The organism is Lacrimispora sphenoides, from assembly GCF_900105215.1.
Classification (GTDB): domain Bacteria; phylum Bacillota; class Clostridia; order Lachnospirales; family Lachnospiraceae; genus Lacrimispora; species Lacrimispora sphenoides_A.
In genome coordinates this window covers 1,155,910-1,179,875 of record NZ_FOIP01000001.1, presented here as the reverse complement: position 1 = coordinate 1,179,875, position 23,966 = coordinate 1,155,910, and the positions used below count along the sequence as shown (strand labels likewise).

Below are 23,966 nucleotides of genomic sequence, written 5' to 3'. Positions count from 1 at the left end.
GGTACAGCTTTTACAAAGGGGGAAAGAATATGAAAGAGAGGATTATCAATGAAATCTTAATGCAGATGGAGCCACATGTGGATACAGAAACTCTGAGGATACTGGAAACAGTAATCATTAAAGCCCTGTATTATGTGGAGGTTCAGAAGAAGGAAACGGAGCTCTCCACGGAAATGGACGATAATATCTACTTGCTGCAGGTTTATGAAATGAATGTTAAGAAAGATGGGCTGAGCGATAAGACTGTCAGGGCGTACATGGGGGCCATGAAAAATATGCTTTGTGTCACTGATAAGAACATTCGCCACATCACAGCGGTGGATATCAAGTATTACCTGGACATGTATGCTGGTAAGGGTAATTCAGTCAGGACCGTAAATAACGAGAGACGCTTTCTTTCAGCAGTATTCACATGGTTCCGTAAGCATGGGGTTATCAGCACAAACCCGGTTGAAGCTGTACCAGTTAAGAAAGAACGTAAGCCACCTATAGATTACCTGAAAGGTGTGGAGATTGAACGGCTCAGGGTGGCATGTACAAATCCAAGAGAGCGGGCCTTAATGGAGTTTCTACTCAGCACAGGTGTAAGGATCGGAGAAGTGCCACAGCTGCGCAAGCAGGACATTGATTGGAGTACCGGGGAGATTGTGATATATGCTCATAAGACCTCTGATTACCGGACAGTGTACCTCAATGATGTAGCCAAGGTCCACCTGGAAAAGTATCTGGCATCTAGGAAGGACAGCAGCGAAGCCTTGTTTGCATGGGTAAAGGCTCCATACAAGGCGGTCACTGAGGACGGGTTAAGGCTGATTATCAAGCAGATAGGAGAAAAGGCCGGATTAAAGCGGAGAGTATATCCTCACCTCTTCCGCAAGACTATGGCGACCACACTTAGGATCAAAGATTGTGCCATTGAGGATATTCAGCAGATACTTGGACACAAGGACCCGTCCACAACACTTGGATTCTATGCGGCCGCCAACGGGGAACATCTGCGGCAGGTACATAACAGATATATGAGCATTGGAGCGTAAGGAGGATATATGTATAGATCAGATGATTGGTTCGAGGGATATTATATTGATAACCACAAGAAATATCAGTGCATTAGTTGCGAAAAGCAATTTATAGTCGGAGAGGAATTACTGAAAGGCCGTGAACCTAAATGCCCTTATTGTGGATCATCACACACTGAATTAATATCATGGACGGAAGATGACCAGCTCGAAGAGTTAAGCTCAGACTTGGGGTGTTTAGCAATCCATGTACAGACCGGTATGGAGGAAGACGATTAATGAAAGAGATAATCATAAAAACAGCAACAACGATTATAAAAGTGGCGGTAATTTACGTGGGGTTGATGGCGGCTATACTGTCAGGCACATTAGGATTGGCAATACCAGAGTTAGGGTTTGGAGTATTGGTTATATCCGGTTTAATCCTTATCGCATGGGAAATGGCAAACAAAGGAGGGACTGACCATGACAGCGGCAGAAATGAATCTTGACCAATTAAATCAGATATGCCGATTACAGGCTGATGAGTTAGAATCAAAAGATAGCCAGATCAGGCGGATTAGAGATACAGTGGCAATACATAAGCAAAATCACAGTGACACCATGGTAATGACACATGACCAGAAGAAAAAGGCGGAAGAACAGTGTGCATGGAAGGCATTGGATAATATTGAAAAAGAAATTGAGGCTATTATAGGGCAGGAGGGATAGTAATGCCAAAAGGGAAAATTTATTCTGTTTTTGATAAAGGTGAATACATAGGCAGTTATACGCCAGATGTTGCAGAAATGGTGATAGGGATACCCCAATATAGAGTACAAGCTTATGCGAAAGAAAATTTGCTGTACCACAATAGATATAGTTTTGAGCTGGAAGATTCAGGATCACTTACGGCAAAGGAGAAGAATGAGAAGCTGGAAAACGATTTGAGATTGACGGCGAGGTTCTTATTGCTGGCAAATGAAAGGGGGTGGAAGCGTGCAAAAGGAAAATGAGATTATTTCAGCTTTGAAAGATTACATAGATGCAAAGGCATTACAGGAGGAAACAATCAGGGATATAGCGAAGCTGGAGCGTAAGAAGAAAACAATTGAGCAGGATTCAGTTAAAGGATCTATGAGTACATTTCCTTACACAGCAAAGAACTTTCATATATCCGGTATAGCATACACGCCTGAGGACGCAGATACATTGAAAGAAGATGAGGAAATCCTAAGAGAAAGGGCAAGGAAAACCGGAGAAACCAGAAGAATGGTTGAAAGGTACATGAACCGGATCCCGGCAAGAATGCAGAGGATAATAAAATACAAATTATTTGAACGCGAATCCTGGGACACGGTGGCTGCAAGATTAGGAGGGGAAAAGACGGGTGACGCAATTAGAAAAGAGTTTGATAGTTTTGTAGGTAAAGTAACTGAAATATAAAAATTTAATACTAATTCCGTTTTTTCCGCTCTTTCCGTTTCAACTATTATATAATGTAAACTGGAACCAGTGAAAACATACACTCCCCTTATGTTCGATTGGTATCATGCAGTCCGACTAGTCTTGACGGACTATAATATCAAAGGCGCACCTGGCAATGCGGTGCTAAAAGATTGCTAGTCTGACCCAACCTTTCCAGACTATAAACTGAATTATAAGGCCAGTCTGACTTTACCTTACCAGACTATAAACAATAAGGCGTGCCGGTGAATCCGGCATACTGTAACATAGCTCAACGGTTAGAGTACCCGGCTTATATCCGGTTGGTTCTCGGTTCGAATCCGAGTGTTACGATTTAATCGGCGCATAGTTCAGCGACAGAACAACAGTAATCCCCCTGACTGGAGACCCTGGTTCGAATCTAGGTGCGCGGATTGACCAAGAATTGAGTATAACTACACAAGTAGTGACGGAACGTAGCCAATAGACGGCGGTATGTAAATTCGGGTTCATAATCCGGCGTTCCGTATCAGCTTCATCATAATACACCTCCTAAAGAAACGCCTGTCATAGTTATGCTGTGATGGGTGTTTCCTTTTGGGAAATTTGGGCGTATGATAGAAGAAAAGCAAAGGGTAGAAACGTATGTATGTTTTAGGTTTTCTTTGTTACTTTGCACCTATAACGTTAATTATAATAATTTTAGCGATAATCAATAGCTAAGAGGCGGTCGACCCCGTCTCTTTTTTGATATCAAAAACGACGAAAGGGAATTTGGTATGTTAAGAGAATTATGGGCCTACATCAGAATTACATGGGTAGTGATTAGAGAATTGTCTCTGGAAACTAAACTGATAAAACACCGAAGCAAGATGGTGGATACTTACATAAGTGTTGATAAGGAATTCACCGGAAGGCGGTTTACAATTGATAATGTGCAGCACGAATTCGATCAGCTTGAATCAAGGGTAAAGAACAGGTTTAATTAATACATAAAAACAACACAAGGGAGGCGGCGAGGCTTGGCAAGAGCGCCAGATGAAATTAAAGAGAAAGCCAGAGAACTCTATGAGAATGGCGTAATGCTTAAAGATATAGCCAGTCGGTTGGATGTACCAGAAGGTACGGTCCGGTCATGGAAGAATAGAGGGAAATGGAGTTGCAACGCAACGCAGGAAAAGGAATGCAACGTTGCAAATAAAACGAAACGCAACAAGGTAAAGAAACAAGTCGTGGCAGAAGAAGTTGAATCGGTAATGAGTAATGACGATTTGACTGATAAGCAACGGCTTTTTTGTATTTATTATAGCAAGTCATTCAATGCAACAAAATCTTACCAGAAAGCGTATGGCGTAAGCTACGCGGCAGCAAATGTGGAAGGGTGTAAGCTCCTAGCAAATCCCAGTGTGAGAGAAGAAATCATGAAGCTAAAGGAAATGGCATATTCCAAGGCCCTCCTTAAACCTGAGGATATCTTCCAGAAGTATATGGATATAGCCTTTTCTGATATCACCGATTACTTGTCATTCGGGCAGGAGGAAGTGCCGGTCATGGGAGCGTTCGGGCCAGTAATGGATAAAGAAACAGATAAGCCACTTACAAAGATAGTGAATACCGTAAAATTCCGGGAAAGCTCGGAAGTGGATGGCACGATCATATCTGAGGTGAAGCAAGGTAAAGATGGCGCCAGTATAAAACTTGGGGACCGCATGAAAGCCTTGCAATGGCTGTCAGATCACATGGACATGGCAACGGAGGAGCAGAGGGCCAAGATAGCGCAGATTAAGGCGCAGACGGATAAGCTTACGGCAGACGAGAAGGAACAATTAGAAAGTGTGGTGATTGTCAATGATATCCAAAGACCAGACTCATGTTAAACTTACTGACTTAATAGCGCCAGCCTTTTATGGTGTTCACTGGGACATTATAGACGGTAAACACACTTACTACGATCTGTACGGTGGGCGAGGCTCCACAAAGTCGTCTTTTGCAGGACTTGAAATAGTGCTGGGAATGATGGAGGACCCGGACGCCAATGCAATTATTTACCGTAAGGTCGGAAATACAATCGGGGATAGTGTATACGAGCAGGTGCTATGGGCCATTGATGCGCTGGAGGTAAGCCACCTATGGAAATGTAAAACAAGCCCGTACAGATGCATATATAAGCCAACGGGCCAGAGAATCATATTCAAGGGGTTGGATAAGGCTAAGAAGTCAAAGTCTGCAAAAGTCCGCAAGGGATATTTTAAATACCTGTGGTTTGAAGAATTAGACGAGTTTGCAGGAATTGAAGAGATTCGAATGGTTCAGCAGTCCATACTTAGAGGCGGTCCTAAGTTTGTCGTATTCAAAACGTTTAACCCACCTATAAGCAAGTCAAACTGGGCGAACAAATATGTTCAGGAGCCGCGAGAGGATTCACTAAGGCATAAGAGTGATTACAGATCAGTGCCGGTTGAATGGCTTGGTAAACAGTTCCATGATGATGCGGAGCATTTGCAGAAGGTAAACCCAAAAGCATATGAACATGAATATCTTGGCAATCCGGTAGGGCTGGGAACAAATATCTTTGAATTCCTTGAAATCAGAACTATTACCGATGAAGAGATTGAGAGAATGGAGCGGATATACCAGGGGCAAGACTGGGGTTGGTATCCTGATCCCAAAGCTTTTGTGCGATCTTCTTATAATCATAATTCAGAAGTAATAACCGCCATTGATGAATTGGGTGGTTGTAAGATACGCAACGCTGAAATGGCACGTCAGATCAAGGTAAAAGGATACGACGATTATGAAATCCGTTGTGGACTAGATGAACAGGAAAGTATTGTAGACTTTAGAGACGCAGGATTGCCAGCAAGACAGGCTAACGGCGGGCCGGGTAGCGTCAAGTATACGTTCGAATGGCTACAGTGCCGTAAGATTGTTGTGGACCCGGCGAGGACACCGAGACTCTATAAAGAAATGATTGAATACGAACATGAGGTTGACGGAAACGGTGAAGTAATACCAGATTATCCAGATAAAAATAACCACTGGATTGATGCGTTGCGGTATGCAACGAGTCCATTATCAATGAGAAGGGGGAACAGTGCATAATGAAAGCAAATAAAACCGTAATTAAAATCATGCAGGATATTAATGGAAACAACCAGAAAGAACAATCGTGTCCGTTCCACGAGTTTGAAGTAATTAACCGTAACGGCATACCAAAATACCAGTGCAAACGTTGCGGCTGTGTTGAGGATATTCTTTTTGTAAAAGGGTACAAGAGAGGGATTGAGCATGCTCTTGATTCGGAAATGGAAGTTAGCAATAACCTATTCGGAGAAACTAAATACACGTACTTAGGAAAAGCAGACAAGGGAGGTGACCAGCATAATGAAGACAACAGATAAGAGTTTCGCAGTAAAGATAGATGGTAAGGTGTTTACAGGTAACGAAATATATAAAATAGAAATTGATGGTACGCGTTTCAATCTGGATTGTGGCTGCGAAAGCGGAACGGATTTTAAAATCTCTGGGAACACAAAGAACTTAGAGTTTTTGGGAAACACTCCTACTGCACGAGAATTGGAAGGCTATGAAATGTGTGGAGACCGTGGATTCTATGGACCACCGCATAGCAACCCAGCCGATGATATTGAAATTGTAAGCCCACTGGGTACCATGAAGAAAGCTGTTGAAGATGCCTTGAAAGAAATGGGGAAAAATCCTAAAACGATACGGGTAGATATTGATGGCAAGCAGTTCGCAAAGGCTATTAAGCCGGGCGATGCATGGCATAGCAGAAAGAATGATAACTTTGATGGTGCCGGGTGGTTTGATTTGGCCATGAATCGGATCAAAGAAGACAGAGAGTTGCGAGAGGCGATTAAAGAAGCAGTCCGTGAAGTGATGGAAGAGGACGCAATTGGCAGGGTACGGCTCAAGAAAGAAAAGTTCGAGAAGGATCGCAAGGAATTTGAAGAAATGACCAAGAAATACCAGGGCAGGTGATTAAATGGGATTACTGGACACGGTAAGGAGGTGGTGGAACATGTTATTCCAGAAAGAAGCATTAGAAGAATTTGACGTGAAGCCAGTCACCTCACAGGAAATGGATATTGTAATAGATAAGTGCATGAATATATACCAGGACCGCCCATACTGGCTGAGTGCGAAGCATGATATCCGTACAATAGGATTCGGTAAGGTGCTGTGTGAAGAAACGGCCCGGCTTACTACTCTGGCTATACATATTACCATTGACGGTAGCCCACGGGCGGAATGGCTGCAGCAACAGATCGAGAAGCGGTATTTTAAGATCAGAGAATGGATAGAGTATGGTTGTGCTGCCGGGACGTTCATTGTTAAGCCGAACGGAAAAGGGATTGACTTTCTTCTTCCTAACACATTTAAGATTGTGGATTCAGACGATGACGGGAACATAACTGGGATAATATTCATTGACACGTATACAACCAGTACGGCGTTTTCCCGTAAGTACTATACCAAATTCGAATATCACAGGATCAACAGCGATACGGGCGAGTACTTGATAAGCAACCGAGCCTATGTAAGTACTAGCGACAATGACAAAGGAAAGCCGGTACTACTGGAAGAAACCAAATGGGCCGGGCTTGAACCTGATGTATCTCTGGTTAAGCAGAACGGTGAACCTCTGGAACGTATGCTATTTGGAGTGTTCAGAACGCCGCAGGCCAATAATACGGAGATTAACAGCCCGTTGGGATTGCCTATCTACAAGAATGTACTGGAAGAGTTAAAGGGTTTGGATACCGCATACAGCCGCAACAGTTGGGAAATTAAGTATAGCCGCAGAATGGTGCTTGCCGATGATCGATTGCTAATGGCGTCAGGTGAAAAAATAAAAGACCGCAAAGTTGGTGAAACGGTAGAGGGACTTCCGCCGTTTATTAAAAATGTATTTGGGGAGGGACCAGACGCATTTTACAAAGAGATCAATCCCGAACTTAATACCGACATGAGAATCAAAGGAATCAACAACGAGCTTTCCTTCATCGGTTGGAAAGTGGGATACTCCAGTGGATACTTTGTATTTGACCAGAAAACAGGAATGGTTACAGCCACACAGGTAGAGAGTGACGATCGTCGTACGATCCAGCTTATCAAAGATTGCAGAGATAAGTTAGAGGATTGTATGGACGGTCTTATTTATGCCCTGAATGTGTTTGCTGATCTGTACGGACTTGCACCGGTAGGACCTTATGAAGTGACCTATGACTTTGGTGATATCACATATAGCAGGGAAGAAGATAGGGCGAGGTGGTGGCAATATGTTATCCAGGGTAAGGTGCCTGCATGGCTGTACTACCAGAAGTTTGAGGGCATGAGCGAGGAAGAAGCCAAGGCAATGATTGCAGAGGCTAAAGCAGATCAGAAAAGCCCAACACTTTTCGGAGAAGAATAACATGATTAATATAGCAACCCACGGCGGCTCAATATATGATGTGGATTTCACGTATGAACAAATGCATGCGATTATGAGCGATAACTTCATAAAGGACCATAACTTCATTGAGTTTAAATTTACAGACGGTTCCCGTGGCTCTGTAAAAAAAGATTGCATCGAGTTCTTTTGGGAAAGAGAAGAAGGTGAGGAGGAAAAGACATGAGAAATATAATTGCTTTTGTGGTAGCACTTTTTGGAATCTTTTTAGGTCTTTATACTGGAGGGTGGTTGCTTTTCATACAGCCAATAATATCAGTATGTAGAGCCTTTGACGCAGGAACCCTTACAGCAACCATTATAGGGATTACAATCATCAAATGCATCTGTGCCGGAGCAGTGGGATCTATAATCGCTTATATTGGAATCTTAGCCGCAGGTTGCATTGCAAGCCTAACGTGAGGGTGATTAGATGCTTAAACCTGAATACCTGCAAAGGATCACTGAACAGTCAGAAGAATATGCATCTCAGCTTAGAACATACATAATCAACTTGATTGTAAGAAGAATCGGGGCAAGGTTGGGGCGTGGTGTTGATTACCTCTTTACCGCTTCCGACAAATGGCAGATTGATGTATTGCAGGAATCCGGGCAGATACTTGAAGATATCCAGAAGCAGATTATCAAGTTTACGAAGCTGCAGGAAAAAGAAGTCCAGAAAGCCATGGAGGAAGCCGGAATCAAGGCACTGCAATACGATGATAAGATATACCGGGAAGCTGGCCTTAATCCTGTGCCTTTGAAAGAATCGCCAGTGATGACCCGACAGATGCAAAGAGTGTATGAAGCCACAAACGGAGAGATAAGAAACTTCACCAGGACCACGGCAATAGAAGCACAGAAGCTATATATCAACGAATGTGACAATGCTTATAGGTTGGCCACTTCCGGGGCTGTATCTTACAATCAGGTAGTGCGTGAGGCTATCAATAATGCCATTTCAGACGTTGGGGTGATTAAATACCCAACAGGCCACAAAGACACGCTGGAAACGGCTGTTACGCGTTCTGTGCGTACTGGAATAAGTCAGGCAACAGGCAACATACAAATGACCCGCATGGAAGAAATGGACTGGGATATTATCCTCACATCAGCCCACCTTGGAGCAAGAAGTGGCGACGGTGGTATGAATCCAAAGAATCATCTTTGGTGGCAAGGACAATTCTTTTCACGGACTGGTAGGACAAAGCAGTTTCCGGATTTCCGAAAGTCAACAGGATATGGAACGGTCACGGGCTTGTGCGGTGCAAATTGCCGCCATAGTTTCGGCCCAGGTGATGGTGTAAATAATCCTTACGCTGATATACAGACAGAAGATAATGAAAAAATAGAGGCTTTAAATAAGCAGCAAAGAACATTAGAACGCAGGATACGCAAGACTAAGCAGGAGCTTGTTGGAATGAAAGCGGCTGTTGATTCTGTTAAAGAAGAGCCGCTTAGATTTGAATTACAGCACGAATATGATCGCAAGGCGGCTTTGCTAAGGAGACAAAATGAAGACTATAACATTTTCTGCGCGGAAAATGATCTTAAGAAGCTCACAGAGCGTTTAAGCATAGCCAAGTGGAACAGAGAACAGTCAGCGGCAGCAAACGGGGCCGCAACACGATATGAGAACGCAAGAAAGGAACAACATGAGAGTGATAAGAAACCGGATCAGGGCTGACACTGATATAGCCAATATTTGTAATAGATGAGCCTGTGCTTATGCATTGGCTCTTTTATATTACCTCGCCAGTGGTCTATCTGGCAAATCCCTACCGCTGAAAGAGCGGTCAATAAATCATTTCAGGAGGATTGAAAATGAAAGATATATATGCAATTTTAACAGGCGTTGGAATCGAGGTTCCAGAGGATAAGAAAGCCACTCTGGATAAGGAATGGAAAGAGAACTATCGCACCATTGCAGAATTTGAAAAGGCAACCGCAAAGAGAGACGAATACAAGGCCTCTCTGGACGCTGTGGAGGAACAGTTAAAGGATTTTGATGGTGTAGACCTCGAGGGATATAAGACACAGATTGACACCTTGACAAAACAGCTAGACGATGAAAAGATTGCTCGCGCTGCTGATGAATCCAAACATCAGTTAGATGCCACCATAGATAAATTTATGGGTGGTAAACAGTTCGTAAACGATCTGACAGCAGATAGCGTAAGGGTTAAGCTTGCGGAAGAACTGGACAAGGACACAGCGAAGGGGAGGTCCATTGATGACATTTTCAAGGCACTTGTGTCTGACAAAGACGGGAATCAGATTCCTAACATTCTTGTTGATGAAGCCCAACAGGTAGCACAGCAGAACAGAGCTACATTTACCCAGCAAATGGGTAAAGACAAGAACTTTACAGGGGTTACAAAGGAGTCATTCTCAAAGATGAATATTGATGAGCGAATGACTTTAAAGGCGAACAGCCCGGAACTATATCAGAACTTAACACAGTAAAGGAGAAATAGAACATGGCAAGAACAGGACAGTTTGGCGGATTTGATTTTGACCCGGAGGTATTCGCTAGTTACATGGCTGAACAGGCAACATGGAACGATAAAATCATTGCTTCCGGAATCATGGTAGAAGATCCCACCATTATGAGTTTAATCGGTGAAAAGGGTAACGTTGGTACTATCCCATACTATATCCCGGTTGACGAGAATGACGATGTAGCATTAAACAATGACGGTATGACCGACAACACACCTTCCGAGATTAGCGGAGGAAAACAGACTGCTATGATGATCCAGAGAATGAAAGCATGGAAAGCAAAGGACTTTACGAAAGAGCTGACCGGGGCTTCTCCGATGACTCATGTTGCAAATTCCGTAACAAGCTACTATAACCAGACCTGGACACGAGCGTTAATGGGTATCACTGATGCAACACTCGGGCTTGCAGGAATGGCTAATCACATTACAGATTTAAGCGCAGCAACAGGCACACCAGCGGCTGCAAATAACATCGATGAAAAAACCCTTATTTTTGCTCAGCAAAAGGCATTAGGGGATATGGCGGACGGGTTTGGACTTTATATAATCAATTCGCTTATCTTTGCTAAATATAAGGCGCTTGGGCTGGTAGACTACAACAAATATACCATTACGAATGCTATTGAGAGAAACATCGAGTTACCTACTATCGGTGGGCTTATTCCTCTCGTAACTGACCGCTTTACCGTGGACACATCAGGCGCTAACCCGGTTTATAAATCTTACATCATTGGTCAGGGAGCATTCCTTACTTGCCCGAAAACCAATTATGAGAAGCCATACTATGTAGACTACGACCCTGAAACATCGGCAGGTATCGAAAAGCTTTACACAAAGCAGGGTAGAGTGATTCACCCTAACGGCTTCGCCATTAAAGCGGATAACATTACAGGAGAATCCCCAACCAATGCGGAGCTTGCAAATAAAGCAAACTGGGCACTTAAGTTCAAAGATAAGAATGTCCGTATCGGTATGATTAAATCAAACGGTTAAGGAGATTAAGCCATGGCGTATACGGATTACACATTTTACAAAGAGAAGTACTACGGCACGGCAATAGCGCAGGAGGATTTTGACCGCCTAGCAGAAAAGGCTAGTGACAAGCTGGACACTATGACGTTTGACCGTCTGGTGCCCGGCCTTCCTGCCGATGAACGCGCGGCTATGAAGGTACAGAAAACTGTGTGCGCCGTGGCTGATAAGTTACAGGAGATTGAACAGGCGGAGAAGGTGGCGCAAGCTGGAGGATATAGAACTGATGAATTTGGAAACGTTGTCGGAAATATTGTCACAAGCAAGACTGCCGGGGCTGAATCCATTTCATTCAGTGCCACATCTTCCGTTAAGAGCGCCGTAATCAGCGCTGCAGGAGATACACAGGCGCAGAACCGGCTTTGCTATGAAACAGCTAAAGAGTACCTTATAGGTGTAACTGATGATTGCGGCGTGCTACTGCTTTATGCAGGGCTATGAGAAAGGAGGAGGTCATGTATACCGACACAGTGACAATCTTTAATAAACTTCAAACAGGCCAGGTTATTACATGGTATCCTACCGTATTGCATAACGTTGACCTAAATGTCGATAAGGGTGCGAATGTAACTAAGACCGGACTAGAAAGCGCAGACACAGCAAAGTTACATATAAGGTACACCTTGGTTGATGGGGCTATCACAATCGCAGGTAAACCCTATAAGCGACCTAAGGAATGGGCGACACAGATCGAAGCCGAAATCGCCGCATCGCTTACGTTCACTGGAGGAACAGACTTTTTTATAAGAGGAGAGTATCCTGGAACGGTTATAAATGATGCTGAATACAAAAAAGATTTTAAGGATTACATAACCAAAACACGTGATGATGTATACCTGATTACCACAGTAGGCGGCCCGTATAAGTTGATTCCTCACTTCGAGATCGGAGGGAAATAGCATGGCAACAACAAAGCATTTTCCAAAGTGGTCAATAGTTGATGGAGACATACAGGTAAAACTTAACCTATCACGGTTTGATAAGCAGTACCAGAAAGCCCAGTATGGCCTTGATGGCGATGTAATGAATAGTATGGAACCATTCATGCCTAAACAAGAAGGACCATTTATTAACGTGACAAGGGCAGCAAGTGCAGCTGTACAAGGTTCAGGAGTGGTATTTGCTGCCTACGGTCCAGCAGGGCGATTTTTGTACAAAGGAAAGAACATGGTAAGCGAAGTAACCGGAAGCACATGGGCCAGACTTGGAGAGAAGAAAGTGCTTGTTAGTCAGTACAGCGGTAAGACAAAAGCAAAAGAGAATTTAGTATTTAATAAGACCGCACACCCAAACGCACAAGCGTACTGGTTTGATGCTGCCAAAAAGAAAGATGGTAAGACATGGGTAAAGAGTGTAAAGAAAACGGCAGGAGGTGGCAATAGTGGCTGAACAACCACAACCAATTGGTAATGATGTTACCGGGTATGATGTACTGACTGATGCAATGAAAAATCTGCTTAATCAGTACCCAGGACTTGATGGAGAGATAATCACTTTTGAGGATTTAGATGGGGATAGCGGAATAATCTTTTCGGCAGACAATGGGGCATTGGTATACAGTGAGAAAGAGTCTGTGACAGCTCACGTGCGCCAGATTTGCCGTTATCCGTTCTACATAGTATATCGGGTAGGCTCAAACAGTGAACGGGTTAAAATGACCGCTCAGACGTTTCTGGACGGTATTGGTAAATGGATATGTAAGGAGCCTGTCACCATTGATGGTACAGCCTACAAACTTACTGCATACCCGAAGCTATCAGAAGGACGAATCATTAAAAAAATTACCCGTGACAACTCATACGGACTTGATCCAAATAAGAACAGCGTTCAGGATTGGGTATTGCCCGTATCAGTAGAATATGAAAACGAATTTGATCGCTGAAAGGAGCAAAATATATGAAATTAGAAAGAAAAGCGTTAGTACACTTCCTGGATTCCTCTTTCAAGAACACCGCGGCATCTGCGACTTGGTTTAAGGTTGGAATCGACATGGAAGAGTTAGCTGTCAGCCTTAATCCTGACACAGCATCAACAAAAAATATATGGGGTGAATCCAGGGTGACGGACAACGGGTATGAACCGTCTATTGATGCTGATCCGTACTATGCAAATCCAGATGAACCACTTTATCCAAAACTCAGGGAAATCGCTATGGACCGGCTTGTGGGTGATAAGTGCAAGACCTTAATCCTTGAGGTGATTGTAGATGATACCGATGCCACTAACCACTTAGCATATATCGAGGAAGTTATCGTTAAGCCTCAGAGTTATGGTGGCGGGACTTCCGGTGTAAATATCCCTTACAATATAGCTTTTAATGGCGAACGGAAGAAAGGCTATGTGACAAAGGTTTCCCTCGATGAAAAAGAACCAAAGTTTACGGAAGGTACTATCCCGTCAGGATCATAAAGGAGATTAAGACATGAGCAATAAACTGATTAAGAATAACCAGCAGAACAGTAATGATATTGTAATTGATGATGGTTCCAGGGTATACAACATCAAAAACAAGCGTGGTGAAGCCCTGGGGCAGTTTACCTTTGTACCATCTGATATTGGTCTAGTCGGACGATATGAACATGCGGTTAAAGCATTCGAGGAATTACAGACTCAACTTGAAAGTGGCGAAGGTAGTGACAAAGATAAAATAATTGAAGCTGAAAAGAAGATGATGATAGAGATTGATCGCTTGTTTAATGCCAACGTGTCAGAGACATTCTTTAAAATTACAGGGCCCTTCTCAATTTTGGGAAACGGTGATTTTTTTGCCGTACATATCATTGAAACGATCCGAACTGTGATTGAGAAAGAAACTGGTGTGCGATTAGGCAAAGCAAAGACCCGGGCCAGCAAGTATACACAGAAGTATCATAAATGATGAATCCGTTCAGCCTACCCACAGAATTAGAAGTGGGAGGGGTATTGTATAAAATCCGTACCGATTACAGGGTTGTGCTTGACATTTTAACCGCTTATGAAGACCCGGAGCTTGATGGCGCAGATAAAACACAGGTGCTTATTGAAATCCTGTATATCGACTACGAAACAATTCCACCGGAGTGTATGGGTGAGGCAGTAGAAAAGGCTAGTCGGTTTATAGATGCCAGCTTGCCAGCAGATAACAAACCAAAGCCGGTGTTAATGAGTTGGCTCAAAGATTCGCCTGTTATAATACCGGAAATTAATAAAAGTATGGGGAAAGAGGTCCGCAGTGTGAAGTATATGCACTGGTGGACCTTTTTTGGCTCCTATATGCAGATCGGCGGCGATGGCTTGTATTCCTCTATTCAAAATATCCGGCAGAAGAGAGCAAATAGCGAAAAACTTGAAAAGTGGGAATCTAAGTTTTACAAAGAGAATCAGGCATTGTGTGATCTCGATTGGGAGCAGAAACAGAAGGAAAGAGAAGCAGTTGAAAAACTTATCGGATAGGGCAGCGCCTAAGCGCCGGGTCCGAAGAAAGGAGCGATGGCATGGCGGCTCAAGCAGATGGAATTATATTAATCAACACAGCAATTAACAAAGATGGAGCCATTGAAGATATTGGAGCGCTTAAAGATGCCTTGCGTGAATTAACTGCTGTTGTAAAAGATCTCACTAAGGGATTAACAAATTCGCTTACCGGCGCAGGAAAACAAGCAACTAAGGCCGCAGATCAGATTGAAAGCATATCGGATTCGGCAAAAGAAGCCAAAGACAGTGTACAAAGCCTTAAAGAACAGATGGATAAAATCTCCATTGACAGAGGAAATCAAAGTAGCGGCGTATTGGACGAGGAATCAAGAATCTCACACGCCCGTGGTGAGTTTCAGGACTATGGTAATACAGTGCAGCAATTTGTTAATGAGTACGCCGATGGAATGGATAAGGTTGAAAAGTCCACGAATGAATTCAAGAATGAAATTTCCACTTTAACCAAGCAGTTGAAAGATTTGGAATCACAAGGGCTGTATTTTGGTGACGATCAATATGATGAAACCTATATGAAACTTTCCAAAATAAAACAGGCATTAGCAGATTATAAAAAAGAAATGCTTAGTCCTGCCGAAAGCTCAAAAATCAATATCGAATCGCTACAGGGGCAAGTTGATTCTTTGAAACTTAAATTGCGGAAACTCACCGAACAGGGCAAAACATTTGGTGACGAATTGTATGACAGCACATACACAGCATTAAAGAAATCAGAATCTGTATTAAAAGATTACCAGAAGAAATTATCCACTCCTGAGAAGGTTAAAATTGATATTGATGAATCATCGTTGCAAGGTAAGGTCGATTTATTAAAGCAACAATTAAATCAGCTTACGCAGGCCGGCAAGACGTTTGGAGATGGACTTTATGACAGTACATATCAGGCACTTAATAAAGCGCAAGCAGAGTTGACCGACTATAAAAAGAATCTTATATCACCTGTTAAAGTACCAATAAAACTTGATAAAGAATCGTTTGAGTTTCAGAAACAGCAGCTAAAAGCGGAACTTCTAGAATTAGAAAAACAGGGTGTTACTCTTGGCAATCCAGAATATGACGAGTTGTATGCGGAACTGCAAAGAGTGACACAGGCAGAAAAAGAGTATAAGAAATCATTAACCGTAACCGATAAGGAACAGAAGAAGGTTGCAAGTTCTGGCAAGAAGATGAATGCTTCCATGCGTAGCACGAGAAAAGAAGTCAATCCTTTGTCTAAAAGTATTCTGAGCCTTTCAGGAATGTTACGATTAATGCTGATCCGTATGGCTATGCGTGCAGCAATACAATCCGCAAAAGATGGATTTGAGAACTTGGCCCGGTATTCAGGCGATGCCAACAAAGCAGCATCTTCACTTATGTCTTCAATGACAATGCTAGAAAACAGCTTTGCGGTAGCGTTTGCTCCTATTGTGGAAGTAGTGTCACCGATACTTAGCATGTTTATATCAAAACTTGCGGAGGTAAATAACTGGATCGGGCAAACTATGGCGGCCCTGGCAGGGAAAGATACGTTTGTAAAAGCGGTAGCGGTACAGGAGGACTATGCCGCCAGTCTTAGTGACACTCAAAAGGCGGCGAAAGAAGCGGCAAAAGAGGTAAAGAAAGCTTCATTTGCTTTTGATACCTTGATGCAGATTCAACGGTCAGCAGACACAAACGAATACAAAGGCCCTACGCCTGACCAGATGTTCAAGACAATTGCTGTAGGAACCGAAGCAAAAGCACTCGCAGAAGATATTAAGAGTACACTGGCTAACCTATTCCAGCCATTAAAGGACTCGTGGGATCAATACGGGGCTTCTACAACGAACGCCGCTAAAATCATGCTTGGAAGCTTAAAACAGCTTGCAAAGGACGTAGGAGCGTCATTCATGCAGGTGTGGAAAGACGAAGGGTACGGCAAGGCAATCACAGATGATCTACTGATTACATTCAGTAATTTTGCGCTGACCGTGGCAAATCTGGCGAATCAGTTTGACAAGGCTTGGATAAATGCAAATACCGGGACCAGTATCATGCGTCACTTGGGTGACTTGGTTCTTTTGGTCACTGGTTTCTTCCGAGAAGCCTCTGAATCAATAAAAAATTGGGCGGCTACGTTGGATTTCAGCCCATTATTAATAGCATTCGATGGTGTACTTGCCAGTCTTATACCTATTGTATCAGTGATTGGAAGTGCATTGCTTTGGTTACTTAATAATGTGCTTCTACCATTAACAAAATGGGCATTAGAAAAAGCATTACCAGTAGGGCTTGATTTAGTTTCAGCAGCGCTTAAAGTTCTTAATTCTGTGATTGATGCATTGAAACCGTTGGCGTTATGGCTATGGGAAGATTTTATACAGCCCTTTGGAAAGTGGACTGGTGAAGTTATTATAACGGCATTAAAAAAGGTTGTTGAGTGGCTTACAAAGTTTTCGGATTGGATATCGCAGCACCAGGAAGCAGTTAAGAACATCACTATAATAGTATTGGCGTTCTTTGCAGCATGGAAATTTGTTGAGTTTATGACTGGAATTAAGAACATGCTATCTGTGCTGCCAAATCTTATAGGCGTATTGGGGTCACTTCTTGGCAAACTTAATCCGCTTGTTATTGTGCTTGGAAGCATTGTTGCCATAGCTGCTTATGTTGCTATGGCATGGGACAAAATGACACCAAGTGAAAAATTAGCTTCTAAAATCATTGCAGTTGCAGGAGCAATAGCTTTAGTAGTTGCAGCAATAGCAGCGGGTATACAAAACTATGCCATGCTTGCAGTGGCGGGAGCAGTAGCAGCAATAGCAGGATTTTCACTGATAGGAGTAGCTTCTGGTGCTAACAACAGGGCAAGTAGTAGTCGCTCAGTACCTTCATATTCTTCAACTGGTTACGCTTCCTTTTCTTCTGTTATGCCACGCTTGGCAACCGGAACCGTAGTCCCACCAAAAGCAGGGGAATTTGCCGCAATCCTTGGAGATAACAACAAGGATTATGAGGTTGTATCTCCGCTTGAAACAATGAAACAGGCATTTAAGGAAGCCATTGGAGAAATGGGAGGAATCGGCGGCGGCTCTGTACAGGCAGACATGATTGTCGATGGTACAAAGTTCGGTCAGTTAGTTTACAAGTATAACAACAACGAAAAACAGCGCGTAGGCGTTAGAATGGTAACGACAGGAGGTTGATAACGTGGAAAGTGGAAATGGAATATTTACTATAGACGGTGTCGACCTCCGCCTATGGGTAACAGGGCTTAAGCGCAGCTTTGCGGTAACGGATTCAGAGCATAGCGGAAGAGTGCTAAACAATGAAATGTACCGTGATGTTATTGGAACGTTCTACAATTACACCTTGACCGTGGAGCCAGACTCAAATTACAGAGCAGACTACGACACGTTCTACGGCATTATAACAGCCCCGACAGACTTTCATACGGTTGTGCTCCCGTACGGGCAGGAAACGCTTGAATTTAAGGCGTATGTGACCAGTGGTGACGATGAAAACAAGCCGATAATGGAGAGCGGGAGACAGGTCAATCGGTGGTCCGGTTTGTCCATTCAGTTTATAGCAAAGGCACCGCAAAGGAGGCCGTAAGATGTTTTTAAAACAGACAATTTTATCCGATGCCGTGTTAAACAATGAAGGGCTGAAAGTTGTATATGATGATGTGGCTCCATATGCAAAGGAAAACAGCAATCCACAGGTAATTGATCCGGGGTTACGGCCCCGGGTTGGATTGCATCCGCATAAAGGACTGTATCCAAGGGCAACAACAGTAAGAAAAGAATTCCCAGACTTAAAAAGGGATGATTTAGTTTATCCTGGTTATGCCTTATGCCTGCCTGGTTTTGCTCTACTCAATGGAGAATATATAAATTTCCCGGACGATTCTAATGACTATGGATTTATAAGTGACGAAATATCTGATAGCGAAGGAAAATTTAAATATGCAGTAAGCCAAGAGGGATTAAAACCGCGGATAGGGTTACATCCACAGATGTTTTTGTTTCCTCGTTCAACTTATGAAAAGTATGCTGATGCTCCGGTGCTAACCATAACCTTTAACCAGAAATTTACCAGCGTAGGCTTGTTGTTAACCTTCAATACAATGTCAGGTGATTACGCAAGCCATATTAATATTCAATGGTATTCAGAAAATGAACTGATATCCATTATGGACTTTACTCCAAACGACACGAAATATTTCTGTAGTAATTATGTGATGCTATATGACAAGATCGTGATTACCTTCTTGTCTACATCAAAACCGAATAGGCCCGTATTTCTCTCCAGAATTGACTATGGTATTTACCGTGATTTTTTATCCGATGAAATAAGGCAGATATCATGTCTGCAGGAGATCAATGCCATATCAGAAAATATAAGCATTAATACGATGAATTTCACGGTGCGAACAAAGTCAAGTGTACCGTTTGATTTACAAAAAAAGCAGAAACTAGCATTGTATTTTAACGGTGGCCTAATAGGTAACTTTTATCTTAAGAACGGGGCAAAGAAAAGCAAGACTGATTACTTTATGGATGCTCATGATGCATTAGGAATACTTGATGGTAATGAGTACCACGGAGGTATTTATACAGGCCAGTTAGTACCTGCGGTAATAGCCGATATCTTTGAAAACGAGGACTTTAACTATTTATTATCCGATACGTTTGACAATGTGAAATTGTATGGATATATCCCATATACCACAAAACGGAATGCGCTGGTGCAGATTGCTTTCGCCATAGGTGCCGTTGTAGACACATCTAACTATGATGGCGTGGTGATTTATCCAAAGCAGGAGGATAAGACTGGTGAGTTTACAGCCGGTGAAGTTTTCGGCGGCCTTACATTGGAGCATTCGGACGTTGTGACAGGTGTCAGACTGACCGTACATGATTACCAGAAGTCAGAAGAAACAGCAGAGATTTACAAAGGTGTTCTTGACGGTACAGCAGAAGCCATCTTCTCTGAGGCTTATCATAGTTTAAGCATAACTGGTGGAACAATCACAGCGAAAGGTGATAATTATGCTTTCATCACTGGAACAGGTGGAGAAGTAATCCTTACAGGTAAAAAGTATAATCATTTTACATCAACAGTAATCAAAGAAAATCCTAACATCGTTTTCAACAAAAATATCAAAGAAGTGCCGGACGCCACTCTTGTGAACAAAAGAAATTCCACATCTGTACTTGACCGCGTTTATGAGTACTACCAGCACGCTGAGAATGTCGTTGGTGACGTTCTGCTTGGCAACAAGGTAATAGGTCAGGTAGTAGACATAGACACTGATTATGACGGTATAAAGACCGGAACAATCGAAAGTGTATCATATAGCTTTGCAGGCAGCATAAAGGCGGAGGTGACGATTCATGAGTGAGTACATAGACAATCTTATATATGACCGTGTACAGGCTGATCTTGATAATGCAACGGCAAAAGGGTGTATAGCTTACACTGATTTGATACGTGTAGAAACAGCCGTGGCTTGGTGTTCAAAAATGCTCAATAAGTATGGGTATAAAAACTCTATTTATAAAAGATGTAGAATGAACTGGAAAGATAGGGAACCACGCTACGAGTCTGAAATGGAAAGAATCAGGCAGAATATTATTGAGCTAAGAGCCGTGTACTTTACTCCTGAAAGTACTCCAATAACACCACAGAGGATAGCATACACATCAATCTATCAGGCAAATGCAATCGAAAAGATACTTTATGACCTTGGGAAGTTGGTTGAAAACTGCTTTCCGGGGCAACAACACTTTGCTTTCCGGCTCGGCAGCCAGGCATTAGGGAATAGGAGTGAAATATAAATGGAACTAAAAACCAACTATAAGAATGATAAGTTTACTGGTATGCGCAGATATCAGAAGATCGATAACACTGATGGATCAATTAGTCTTAACGATGTTACGGCTTATGCAGAAATTGGAGATATATATTCGGCGGATGATATTAACATGAGCAATAAAGAGGTTAATAGGCACGCTGCAGCGATAGATAAAATCAACACTGTAAAAACTCTCTACGTACCGGTTGCAGGGTGGGGAAACTCAGTCCCTTATTCACAAACCATATTAGTCACTGGTTCAAAGATCGATGATGCTCCAATTGTGGGATTGTATTTAGACGGTTCATCGACCGCACAAATGGTAAAAAACCAAACCAAAGCTTTTGGATGCTTGGATAGAATTGTGTTCGGGCAGGGAACAGCCACGCTTTACTGCTATAACCGTAAGCCGGCTGTTGACTTCTATTTAATGATTAAAGGGTGATAAAGTTGGATGGAATTATATTAAAACATGGTAGTGCTATAGATGAAGCAGAATTAACAGCCATACCGCAAAGGGTAAGAAAATATAAACTTTTCATAGGATCCAGTGGCGAAATGCAAGCGGGTGAAGCTGATGAAATAGCGTCAGAAACAAGAATTCTTTCAATAGGAGGTACGCTGCCTATAAAGCCTGGTATCCATAGTGGAACCGGAACAGTGGGACAAAGTGTGCCTACTATGGAAGGTGTTACGGTTTACCCAACTGCAGATAAGCAGATAGTAAAAGTAGGTGGTAAATACATGACTGGTGACGTGGTAGCAAATCCTATAATAAACCTGTTACCACAATACATAAAAAAAGGAGTAACTATCTTAGGGGTTACTGGTACATACGAGGGGTATCATTAATGGGTGAAGGATTTATAATGCGTGGTGGAAATGCTGATCTATCTGATTTAACAGCACTTCCATCTGACGTTGTAGAAAACCAAAAGTTTTATGGTGTTGGGAGTGAAGAAGTACAGGACGGTGCAGTAAAAAATAATGGTAGTATTAAATATAAATTACCAATAAATGCTACTTACACAATACCCGCTGGATATCATGATCAAGGAGAAGTATATCAAGACACACAGATTATTACTGGAGACATAATAATTAACCCACAAGAAGGTGGTTCAGCAGCCGGCATAAAGGATAAGTTTTTTAATTCTGATGTAGTGGTAAATGGGGTTGAAAACCTTTTGCCTGAAAACATTAAAGCTGGCGTGTTTATCGGCACGATAGAGGGCACATGGAGTGGTTTTGTAAATGGTGACCCTTTGCAACCATATTGGTATGGGCTTTTCGCACCAGGCCAAACAGGCAGAATGATCGCAAACAGGAACACACCGGTAGGAGACTATCAATTAACATATGTTAATTGGAGCAAAGATGATACGGAAACTGGAGGAGAATATATATGGTTTCGGTCCGACAGTACCGCGGCAACCAGCGGTAGTGCGCGAAACTATCCTGCAATTACATTTAAAGTTCCAATAGAAATGGCAGGAGTAAAAAGCGTCACTATATGCTATAAATTACCATCCCATTCTGCCAATAGTTACACATGGTTGGTTTTTGGGGAAAAAGAAGTAGATCAAATTACAAATGATAATAGCTGGACTATATCACCTAATGTAGGTGCATATGAAAAATTTGTACTTCCGGCAACAGGTGACGTGTTTGGAACACAAACATTTTCTCTAATCAATGCTGCATCATACCATTATATCTATGTCGGTATAGGAGTTGCACAATCTAATTCACAAGGTCGGTTTATGATGATACGATACATAAAATTAAATAAATAATATAGGAGGAATGATATATGGCTTTAACAATAACCCCATACGCGGGGCAAGGGTGGACTGATAATTCAACGCCGGATTTATCAGCAGAAACATTGAACGCTGTAGATGCCGGCATAACAGCAAATAGTAACGCTATCAATGCCATTGCAAACGCTGTGGTAAGCCAGATCGTAAATGATCCAAATAAGATAGCCAGCATGGCGGCCTTATATGCTGTAAATAGCAATTTAACTGACCTAACATCCAAATCATCAAACAAAGGGGGATATTCCGGTGATTTGAACGATGTCCCATATATTGCAAATATTATGACCATATATAGAGCTTCAGATAAGTGTTTAAATACACCAGTAGCAGCAGTTAATGGTATCATGGAGACGATGTATATTGACGGTAATACATATGCTATCCAAAGGTTTACATCTTTAACAACAACTCCAAAACTTTTCGTCCGTATAAAAGATGAAAATGGGTGGAAAGCTTGGGTTGAAAAATGATCGTTTAAGGTATATTTGCTATATCAACCGACCCCGTTATAACTCCATCAACCCGCTTCGTAAGCCGTAACCTGCCATTAGTTACTGTTAGGATGGTTTGAACATTTCCGGCAATATCAATCAATTCGGTTCCATAATCTATACTTGCACTTGCGTTTTTAATAACTCTTCCTTTTGTAGTGCTGTTTACCATCATTTCATAGATTGGAACATCTTTTTGCACTACGAGATTACCTGTCAATGTTCCACCAGTGTTATTTAGTTTATTACCAAAATTGCTATTTAACGAACTAAATAAACTTGTAAACTAGTCCCTTTATGGGGGCTATTTTTATTGCCTTAGAACAGGCAGAAAGGAATCATATGAATAATATCGAAAAAATCAAATTTGGCGATCAGGTCTTTGATCTGGTCGCTGCAGGTGTGAATCTTGGAGAGAACGGAGGGACCATCAAATTTCAGAAAGGGAGATTGACTTTTGATGAAATCGAAACGATCCTAAAATCCGGAGGCAGCATATCACAGATCGGATTATCCAGTGAGACTGACTGGAAGCGGTCAGATTTGGTTTATTCCGGAATACTTACGAAGCAGTCTGACCAGGTCATTAGGACGGAGAAAGTGCAGACGGGAACAGATGAAAAGACAAAAGAACCCATTTACGAAAACAGGGATATCAAGGCTGATGTAATGATTGCCACATTTAAAACACCGGGCCTACGTGAAACGGTGGCAGCACAGACAGCGGAAATTGAATCCTTAAAAGCAACTGTTGATACATTAGTTTTATCAAGTCTGGAGGGATAAATATGTTTGAGACATTAATGAGATTATTTGATGGTGGCAAAGGCCCGCTTACAATTGCTATGCTTGCAAATGCAGTAATCAAGAGCTGGATTACAGAAGTACAGAAACAGGAGATTCTTGCATCTAAAAATTAAGGAAG

35 protein-coding genes and 1 tRNA gene are annotated in these 23,966 nt (G+C 42.4%); 35 read left to right on the top strand and 1 reads right to left on the bottom strand.

The features are described from left to right. The first annotated feature begins 29 nt into the window (after window positions 1-29). The 33 genes from BMW45_RS05380 to BMW45_RS05220 all read left to right on the top strand — a co-directional run bounded on the left by BMW45_RS05380 (window position 30) and on the right by BMW45_RS05220 (window position 23,020). Window positions 30-1,037 (top strand): tyrosine-type recombinase/integrase, encoded by a 1,008-nt coding sequence (locus BMW45_RS05380; protein WP_092241169.1) that lies wholly within the window; start codon window positions 30-32, stop codon window positions 1,035-1,037. A 9-nt stretch (window positions 1,038-1,046) separates the two neighbouring features. After that, complete coding sequence (locus BMW45_RS05375) at window positions 1,047-1,298, top strand: hypothetical protein (RefSeq protein WP_092241165.1); 252 nt, start codon at window positions 1,047-1,049, stop codon at window positions 1,296-1,298. Then, window positions 1,298-1,510, top strand: coding sequence for a hypothetical protein (locus BMW45_RS05370; protein WP_092241164.1), 213 nt, complete (start codon window positions 1,298-1,300; stop codon window positions 1,508-1,510). The genes BMW45_RS05375 and BMW45_RS05370 overlap by 1 nt, the downstream gene beginning before the upstream one ends. After that, window positions 1,485-1,730 (top strand): hypothetical protein, encoded by a 246-nt coding sequence (locus BMW45_RS05365; RefSeq protein ID WP_092241161.1) that lies wholly within the window; start codon window positions 1,485-1,487, stop codon window positions 1,728-1,730. Before BMW45_RS05370 ends, BMW45_RS05365 begins: the two co-directional genes overlap by 26 nt. A 2-nt stretch (window positions 1,731-1,732) precedes the next feature. After that, window positions 1,733-2,014 carry a hypothetical protein gene (locus BMW45_RS05360; RefSeq protein ID WP_092241159.1) on the top strand — a complete coding sequence of 94 codons (282 nt, stop codon included), beginning with the start codon at window positions 1,733-1,735 and terminating at the stop codon, window positions 2,012-2,014. Then, window positions 1,998-2,444, top strand: coding sequence for a hypothetical protein (locus BMW45_RS05355; protein ID WP_092241157.1), 447 nt, complete (start codon window positions 1,998-2,000; stop codon window positions 2,442-2,444). Before BMW45_RS05360 ends, BMW45_RS05355 begins: the two co-directional genes overlap by 17 nt. Window positions 2,445-2,725: 281 nt before the next feature. Continuing rightward, window positions 2,726-2,798: transfer RNA gene (locus BMW45_RS05350), tRNA-Ile, on the top strand. A 425-nt stretch (window positions 2,799-3,223) separates the two neighbouring features. Next, window positions 3,224-3,433, top strand: a complete 210-nt coding sequence (locus tag BMW45_RS05345; RefSeq protein ID WP_092241155.1) for a hypothetical protein — start codon at window positions 3,224-3,226, stop codon at window positions 3,431-3,433. A 33-nt stretch (window positions 3,434-3,466) separates the two neighbouring features. Continuing rightward, on the top strand, window positions 3,467-4,321 hold the full coding sequence (locus tag BMW45_RS05340; RefSeq protein WP_092241153.1) for a terminase small subunit: 855 nt from the start codon (window positions 3,467-3,469) through the stop codon (window positions 4,319-4,321). After that, on the top strand, window positions 4,293-5,546 hold the full coding sequence (locus tag BMW45_RS05335) for a PBSX family phage terminase large subunit (protein WP_092241151.1): 1,254 nt from the start codon (window positions 4,293-4,295) through the stop codon (window positions 5,544-5,546). Before BMW45_RS05340 ends, BMW45_RS05335 begins: the two co-directional genes overlap by 29 nt. Then, window positions 5,546-5,845 (top strand): hypothetical protein, encoded by a 300-nt coding sequence (locus BMW45_RS05330; RefSeq protein ID WP_207649049.1) that lies wholly within the window; start codon window positions 5,546-5,548, stop codon window positions 5,843-5,845. The genes BMW45_RS05335 and BMW45_RS05330 overlap by 1 nt, the downstream gene beginning before the upstream one ends. Further along, entirely contained in the window at window positions 5,829-6,446 is a 618-nt protein-coding gene (locus BMW45_RS05325; RefSeq protein ID WP_092241148.1) for a hypothetical protein, read from the top strand. The genes BMW45_RS05330 and BMW45_RS05325 overlap by 17 nt, the downstream gene beginning before the upstream one ends. Before the next feature lie 40 nt (window positions 6,447-6,486). Then, window positions 6,487-7,881 carry a phage portal protein gene (locus BMW45_RS05320; protein WP_242882919.1) on the top strand — a complete coding sequence of 465 codons (1,395 nt, stop codon included), beginning with the start codon at window positions 6,487-6,489 and terminating at the stop codon, window positions 7,879-7,881. A gap of 1 nt (window position 7,882) precedes the next feature. Continuing rightward, window positions 7,883-8,086 carry a hypothetical protein gene (locus BMW45_RS05315; RefSeq protein WP_092241144.1) on the top strand — a complete coding sequence of 68 codons (204 nt, stop codon included), beginning with the start codon at window positions 7,883-7,885 and terminating at the stop codon, window positions 8,084-8,086. Continuing rightward, window positions 8,083-8,322, top strand: coding sequence for a hypothetical protein (locus tag BMW45_RS05310; RefSeq protein ID WP_092241143.1), 240 nt, complete (start codon window positions 8,083-8,085; stop codon window positions 8,320-8,322). Before BMW45_RS05315 ends, BMW45_RS05310 begins: the two co-directional genes overlap by 4 nt. 10 nt (window positions 8,323-8,332) lie before the next feature. Then, window positions 8,333-9,586: a phage minor capsid protein gene (locus BMW45_RS05305; RefSeq protein ID WP_092241141.1), complete on the top strand. Its 1,254-nt coding sequence runs from the start codon at window positions 8,333-8,335 to the stop codon at window positions 9,584-9,586. Window positions 9,587-9,723: 137 nt separating this feature from the next. Then, window positions 9,724-10,365, top strand: a complete 642-nt coding sequence (locus BMW45_RS05300; RefSeq protein ID WP_092241139.1) for a phage scaffolding protein — start codon at window positions 9,724-9,726, stop codon at window positions 10,363-10,365. Between the two features lie 14 nt (window positions 10,366-10,379). Continuing rightward, window positions 10,380-11,396 (top strand): hypothetical protein, encoded by a 1,017-nt coding sequence (locus BMW45_RS05295; RefSeq protein WP_092241137.1) that lies wholly within the window; start codon window positions 10,380-10,382, stop codon window positions 11,394-11,396. Between the two features lie 12 nt (window positions 11,397-11,408). After that, on the top strand, window positions 11,409-11,876 hold the full coding sequence (locus BMW45_RS05290) for a head-tail connector protein (protein WP_092241135.1): 468 nt from the start codon (window positions 11,409-11,411) through the stop codon (window positions 11,874-11,876). Between the two features lie 14 nt (window positions 11,877-11,890). Next, on the top strand, window positions 11,891-12,334 hold the full coding sequence (locus tag BMW45_RS05285) for a hypothetical protein (protein ID WP_092241133.1): 444 nt from the start codon (window positions 11,891-11,893) through the stop codon (window positions 12,332-12,334). A gap of 1 nt (window position 12,335) precedes the next feature. Continuing rightward, the gene (locus tag BMW45_RS05280; protein WP_092241132.1) at window positions 12,336-12,824 is read left to right on the top strand and encodes a minor capsid protein; all 489 of its coding nucleotides are present in this window, start codon (window positions 12,336-12,338) and stop codon (window positions 12,822-12,824) included. Then, complete coding sequence (locus BMW45_RS05275) at window positions 12,817-13,317, top strand: hypothetical protein (protein WP_092241130.1); 501 nt, start codon at window positions 12,817-12,819, stop codon at window positions 13,315-13,317. The genes BMW45_RS05280 and BMW45_RS05275 overlap by 8 nt, the downstream gene beginning before the upstream one ends. A 14-nt stretch (window positions 13,318-13,331) precedes the next feature. After that, a complete protein-coding gene (locus tag BMW45_RS05270) occupies window positions 13,332-13,844 on the top strand; it encodes a hypothetical protein (RefSeq protein ID WP_092241128.1) in 513 nt (170 codons plus the stop codon). A 13-nt stretch (window positions 13,845-13,857) separates the two neighbouring features. Then, a complete protein-coding gene (locus BMW45_RS05265; protein ID WP_092241127.1) occupies window positions 13,858-14,313 on the top strand; it encodes a hypothetical protein in 456 nt (151 codons plus the stop codon). Next, the gene (locus BMW45_RS05260; protein ID WP_092241125.1) at window positions 14,310-14,867 is read left to right on the top strand and encodes a Gp15 family bacteriophage protein; all 558 of its coding nucleotides are present in this window, start codon (window positions 14,310-14,312) and stop codon (window positions 14,865-14,867) included. Before BMW45_RS05265 ends, BMW45_RS05260 begins: the two co-directional genes overlap by 4 nt. A 41-nt stretch (window positions 14,868-14,908) precedes the next feature. After that, window positions 14,909-18,073: a coiled-coil domain-containing protein gene (locus BMW45_RS05255; protein ID WP_092241123.1), complete on the top strand. Its 3,165-nt coding sequence runs from the start codon at window positions 14,909-14,911 to the stop codon at window positions 18,071-18,073. 4 nt (window positions 18,074-18,077) lie between these two features. Further along, complete coding sequence (locus BMW45_RS05250; protein ID WP_242882918.1) at window positions 18,078-18,482, top strand: hypothetical protein; 405 nt, start codon at window positions 18,078-18,080, stop codon at window positions 18,480-18,482. A gap of 1 nt (window position 18,483) precedes the next feature. Further along, window positions 18,484-20,274, top strand: a complete 1,791-nt coding sequence (locus tag BMW45_RS05245; RefSeq protein ID WP_242882917.1) for a hypothetical protein — start codon at window positions 18,484-18,486, stop codon at window positions 20,272-20,274. Beyond that, window positions 20,267-20,710, top strand: coding sequence for a hypothetical protein (locus BMW45_RS05240; protein ID WP_092241121.1), 444 nt, complete (start codon window positions 20,267-20,269; stop codon window positions 20,708-20,710). The genes BMW45_RS05245 and BMW45_RS05240 overlap by 8 nt, the downstream gene beginning before the upstream one ends. Further along, window positions 20,711-21,172, top strand: a complete 462-nt coding sequence (locus BMW45_RS05235) for a hypothetical protein (RefSeq protein WP_092241119.1) — start codon at window positions 20,711-20,713, stop codon at window positions 21,170-21,172. Window positions 21,173-21,177: 5 nt separating this feature from the next. Then, window positions 21,178-21,579, top strand: coding sequence for a hypothetical protein (locus BMW45_RS05230; protein WP_092241117.1), 402 nt, complete (start codon window positions 21,178-21,180; stop codon window positions 21,577-21,579). Beyond that, the gene (locus tag BMW45_RS05225; RefSeq protein WP_092241115.1) at window positions 21,579-22,523 is read left to right on the top strand and encodes a hypothetical protein; all 945 of its coding nucleotides are present in this window, start codon (window positions 21,579-21,581) and stop codon (window positions 22,521-22,523) included. Before BMW45_RS05230 ends, BMW45_RS05225 begins: the two co-directional genes overlap by 1 nt. 17 nt (window positions 22,524-22,540) lie before the next feature. After that, complete coding sequence (locus tag BMW45_RS05220) at window positions 22,541-23,020, top strand: hypothetical protein (RefSeq protein ID WP_092241113.1); 480 nt, start codon at window positions 22,541-22,543, stop codon at window positions 23,018-23,020. Between the two features lie 4 nt (window positions 23,021-23,024). On the opposite strand, the gene BMW45_RS05215 is transcribed toward BMW45_RS05220, so the two are convergent. After that, on the bottom strand, window positions 23,025-23,243 hold the full coding sequence (locus BMW45_RS05215; RefSeq protein WP_143057012.1) for a hypothetical protein: 219 nt from the start codon (window positions 23,241-23,243) through the stop codon (window positions 23,025-23,027). 140 nt (window positions 23,244-23,383) lie between these two features. On the opposite strand from BMW45_RS05215, the gene BMW45_RS05210 reads away from it, so the two are divergent. Both BMW45_RS05210 and BMW45_RS05205 read left to right on the top strand, forming a co-directional pair. Then, complete coding sequence (locus BMW45_RS05210) at window positions 23,384-23,827, top strand: hypothetical protein (RefSeq protein ID WP_143057011.1); 444 nt, start codon at window positions 23,384-23,386, stop codon at window positions 23,825-23,827. 2 nt (window positions 23,828-23,829) lie between these two features. After that, window positions 23,830-23,961 carry an XkdX family protein gene (locus BMW45_RS05205; RefSeq protein WP_092241107.1) on the top strand — a complete coding sequence of 44 codons (132 nt, stop codon included), beginning with the start codon at window positions 23,830-23,832 and terminating at the stop codon, window positions 23,959-23,961. Window positions 23,962-23,966 lie beyond the last annotated feature (5 nt).

What these genes read in the sequence shown, in the direction of transcription:
- BMW45_RS05290 (WP_092241135.1), top strand. Translation starts at nt 11,409, where the DNA reads ATGGCGTATACGGATTACACATTTTACAAAGAGAAGTACTACGGCACG.
- BMW45_RS05380 (WP_092241169.1), top strand. Translation starts at nt 30, where the DNA reads ATGAAAGAGAGGATTATCAATGAAATCTTAATGCAGATGGAGCCACAT.
- BMW45_RS05315 (WP_092241144.1), top strand. Translation starts at nt 7,883, where the DNA reads ATGATTAATATAGCAACCCACGGCGGCTCAATATATGATGTGGATTTC.
- BMW45_RS05280 (WP_092241132.1), top strand. Translation starts at nt 12,336, where the DNA reads ATGGCAACAACAAAGCATTTTCCAAAGTGGTCAATAGTTGATGGAGAC.
- BMW45_RS05245 (WP_242882917.1), top strand. Translation starts at nt 18,484, where the DNA reads ATGTTTTTAAAACAGACAATTTTATCCGATGCCGTGTTAAACAATGAA.
- BMW45_RS05225 (WP_092241115.1), top strand. Translation starts at nt 21,579, where the DNA reads ATGGGTGAAGGATTTATAATGCGTGGTGGAAATGCTGATCTATCTGAT.
- BMW45_RS05370 (WP_092241164.1), top strand. Translation starts at nt 1,298, where the DNA reads ATGAAAGAGATAATCATAAAAACAGCAACAACGATTATAAAAGTGGCG.
- BMW45_RS05375 (WP_092241165.1), top strand. Translation starts at nt 1,047, where the DNA reads ATGTATAGATCAGATGATTGGTTCGAGGGATATTATATTGATAACCAC.
- BMW45_RS05260 (WP_092241125.1), top strand. Translation starts at nt 14,310, where the DNA reads ATGATGAATCCGTTCAGCCTACCCACAGAATTAGAAGTGGGAGGGGTA.
- BMW45_RS05240 (WP_092241121.1), top strand. Translation starts at nt 20,267, where the DNA reads ATGAGTGAGTACATAGACAATCTTATATATGACCGTGTACAGGCTGAT.
- BMW45_RS05210 (WP_143057011.1), top strand. Translation starts at nt 23,384, where the DNA reads ATGAATAATATCGAAAAAATCAAATTTGGCGATCAGGTCTTTGATCTG.
- BMW45_RS05295 (WP_092241137.1), top strand. Translation starts at nt 10,380, where the DNA reads ATGGCAAGAACAGGACAGTTTGGCGGATTTGATTTTGACCCGGAGGTA.
- BMW45_RS05255 (WP_092241123.1), top strand. Translation starts at nt 14,909, where the DNA reads ATGGCGGCTCAAGCAGATGGAATTATATTAATCAACACAGCAATTAAC.
- BMW45_RS05360 (WP_092241159.1), top strand. Translation starts at nt 1,733, where the DNA reads ATGCCAAAAGGGAAAATTTATTCTGTTTTTGATAAAGGTGAATACATA.
- BMW45_RS05285 (WP_092241133.1), top strand. Translation starts at nt 11,891, where the DNA reads ATGTATACCGACACAGTGACAATCTTTAATAAACTTCAAACAGGCCAG.
- BMW45_RS05325 (WP_092241148.1), top strand. Translation starts at nt 5,829, where the DNA reads ATGAAGACAACAGATAAGAGTTTCGCAGTAAAGATAGATGGTAAGGTG.
- BMW45_RS05320 (WP_242882919.1), top strand. Translation starts at nt 6,487, where the DNA reads ATGTTATTCCAGAAAGAAGCATTAGAAGAATTTGACGTGAAGCCAGTC.
- BMW45_RS05205 (WP_092241107.1), top strand. Translation starts at nt 23,830, where the DNA reads ATGTTTGAGACATTAATGAGATTATTTGATGGTGGCAAAGGCCCGCTT.
- BMW45_RS05270 (WP_092241128.1), top strand. Translation starts at nt 13,332, where the DNA reads ATGAAATTAGAAAGAAAAGCGTTAGTACACTTCCTGGATTCCTCTTTC.
- BMW45_RS05365 (WP_092241161.1), top strand. Translation starts at nt 1,485, where the DNA reads ATGACAGCGGCAGAAATGAATCTTGACCAATTAAATCAGATATGCCGA.
- BMW45_RS05330 (WP_207649049.1), top strand. Translation starts at nt 5,546, where the DNA reads ATGAAAGCAAATAAAACCGTAATTAAAATCATGCAGGATATTAATGGA.
- BMW45_RS05220 (WP_092241113.1), top strand. Translation starts at nt 22,541, where the DNA reads ATGGCTTTAACAATAACCCCATACGCGGGGCAAGGGTGGACTGATAAT.
- BMW45_RS05305 (WP_092241141.1), top strand. Translation starts at nt 8,333, where the DNA reads ATGCTTAAACCTGAATACCTGCAAAGGATCACTGAACAGTCAGAAGAA.
- BMW45_RS05310 (WP_092241143.1), top strand. Translation starts at nt 8,083, where the DNA reads ATGAGAAATATAATTGCTTTTGTGGTAGCACTTTTTGGAATCTTTTTA.
- BMW45_RS05265 (WP_092241127.1), top strand. Translation starts at nt 13,858, where the DNA reads ATGAGCAATAAACTGATTAAGAATAACCAGCAGAACAGTAATGATATT.
- BMW45_RS05345 (WP_092241155.1), top strand. Translation starts at nt 3,224, where the DNA reads ATGTTAAGAGAATTATGGGCCTACATCAGAATTACATGGGTAGTGATT.
- BMW45_RS05335 (WP_092241151.1), top strand. Translation starts at nt 4,293, where the DNA reads ATGATATCCAAAGACCAGACTCATGTTAAACTTACTGACTTAATAGCG.
- BMW45_RS05300 (WP_092241139.1), top strand. Translation starts at nt 9,724, where the DNA reads ATGAAAGATATATATGCAATTTTAACAGGCGTTGGAATCGAGGTTCCA.
- BMW45_RS05235 (WP_092241119.1), top strand. Translation starts at nt 20,711, where the DNA reads ATGGAACTAAAAACCAACTATAAGAATGATAAGTTTACTGGTATGCGC.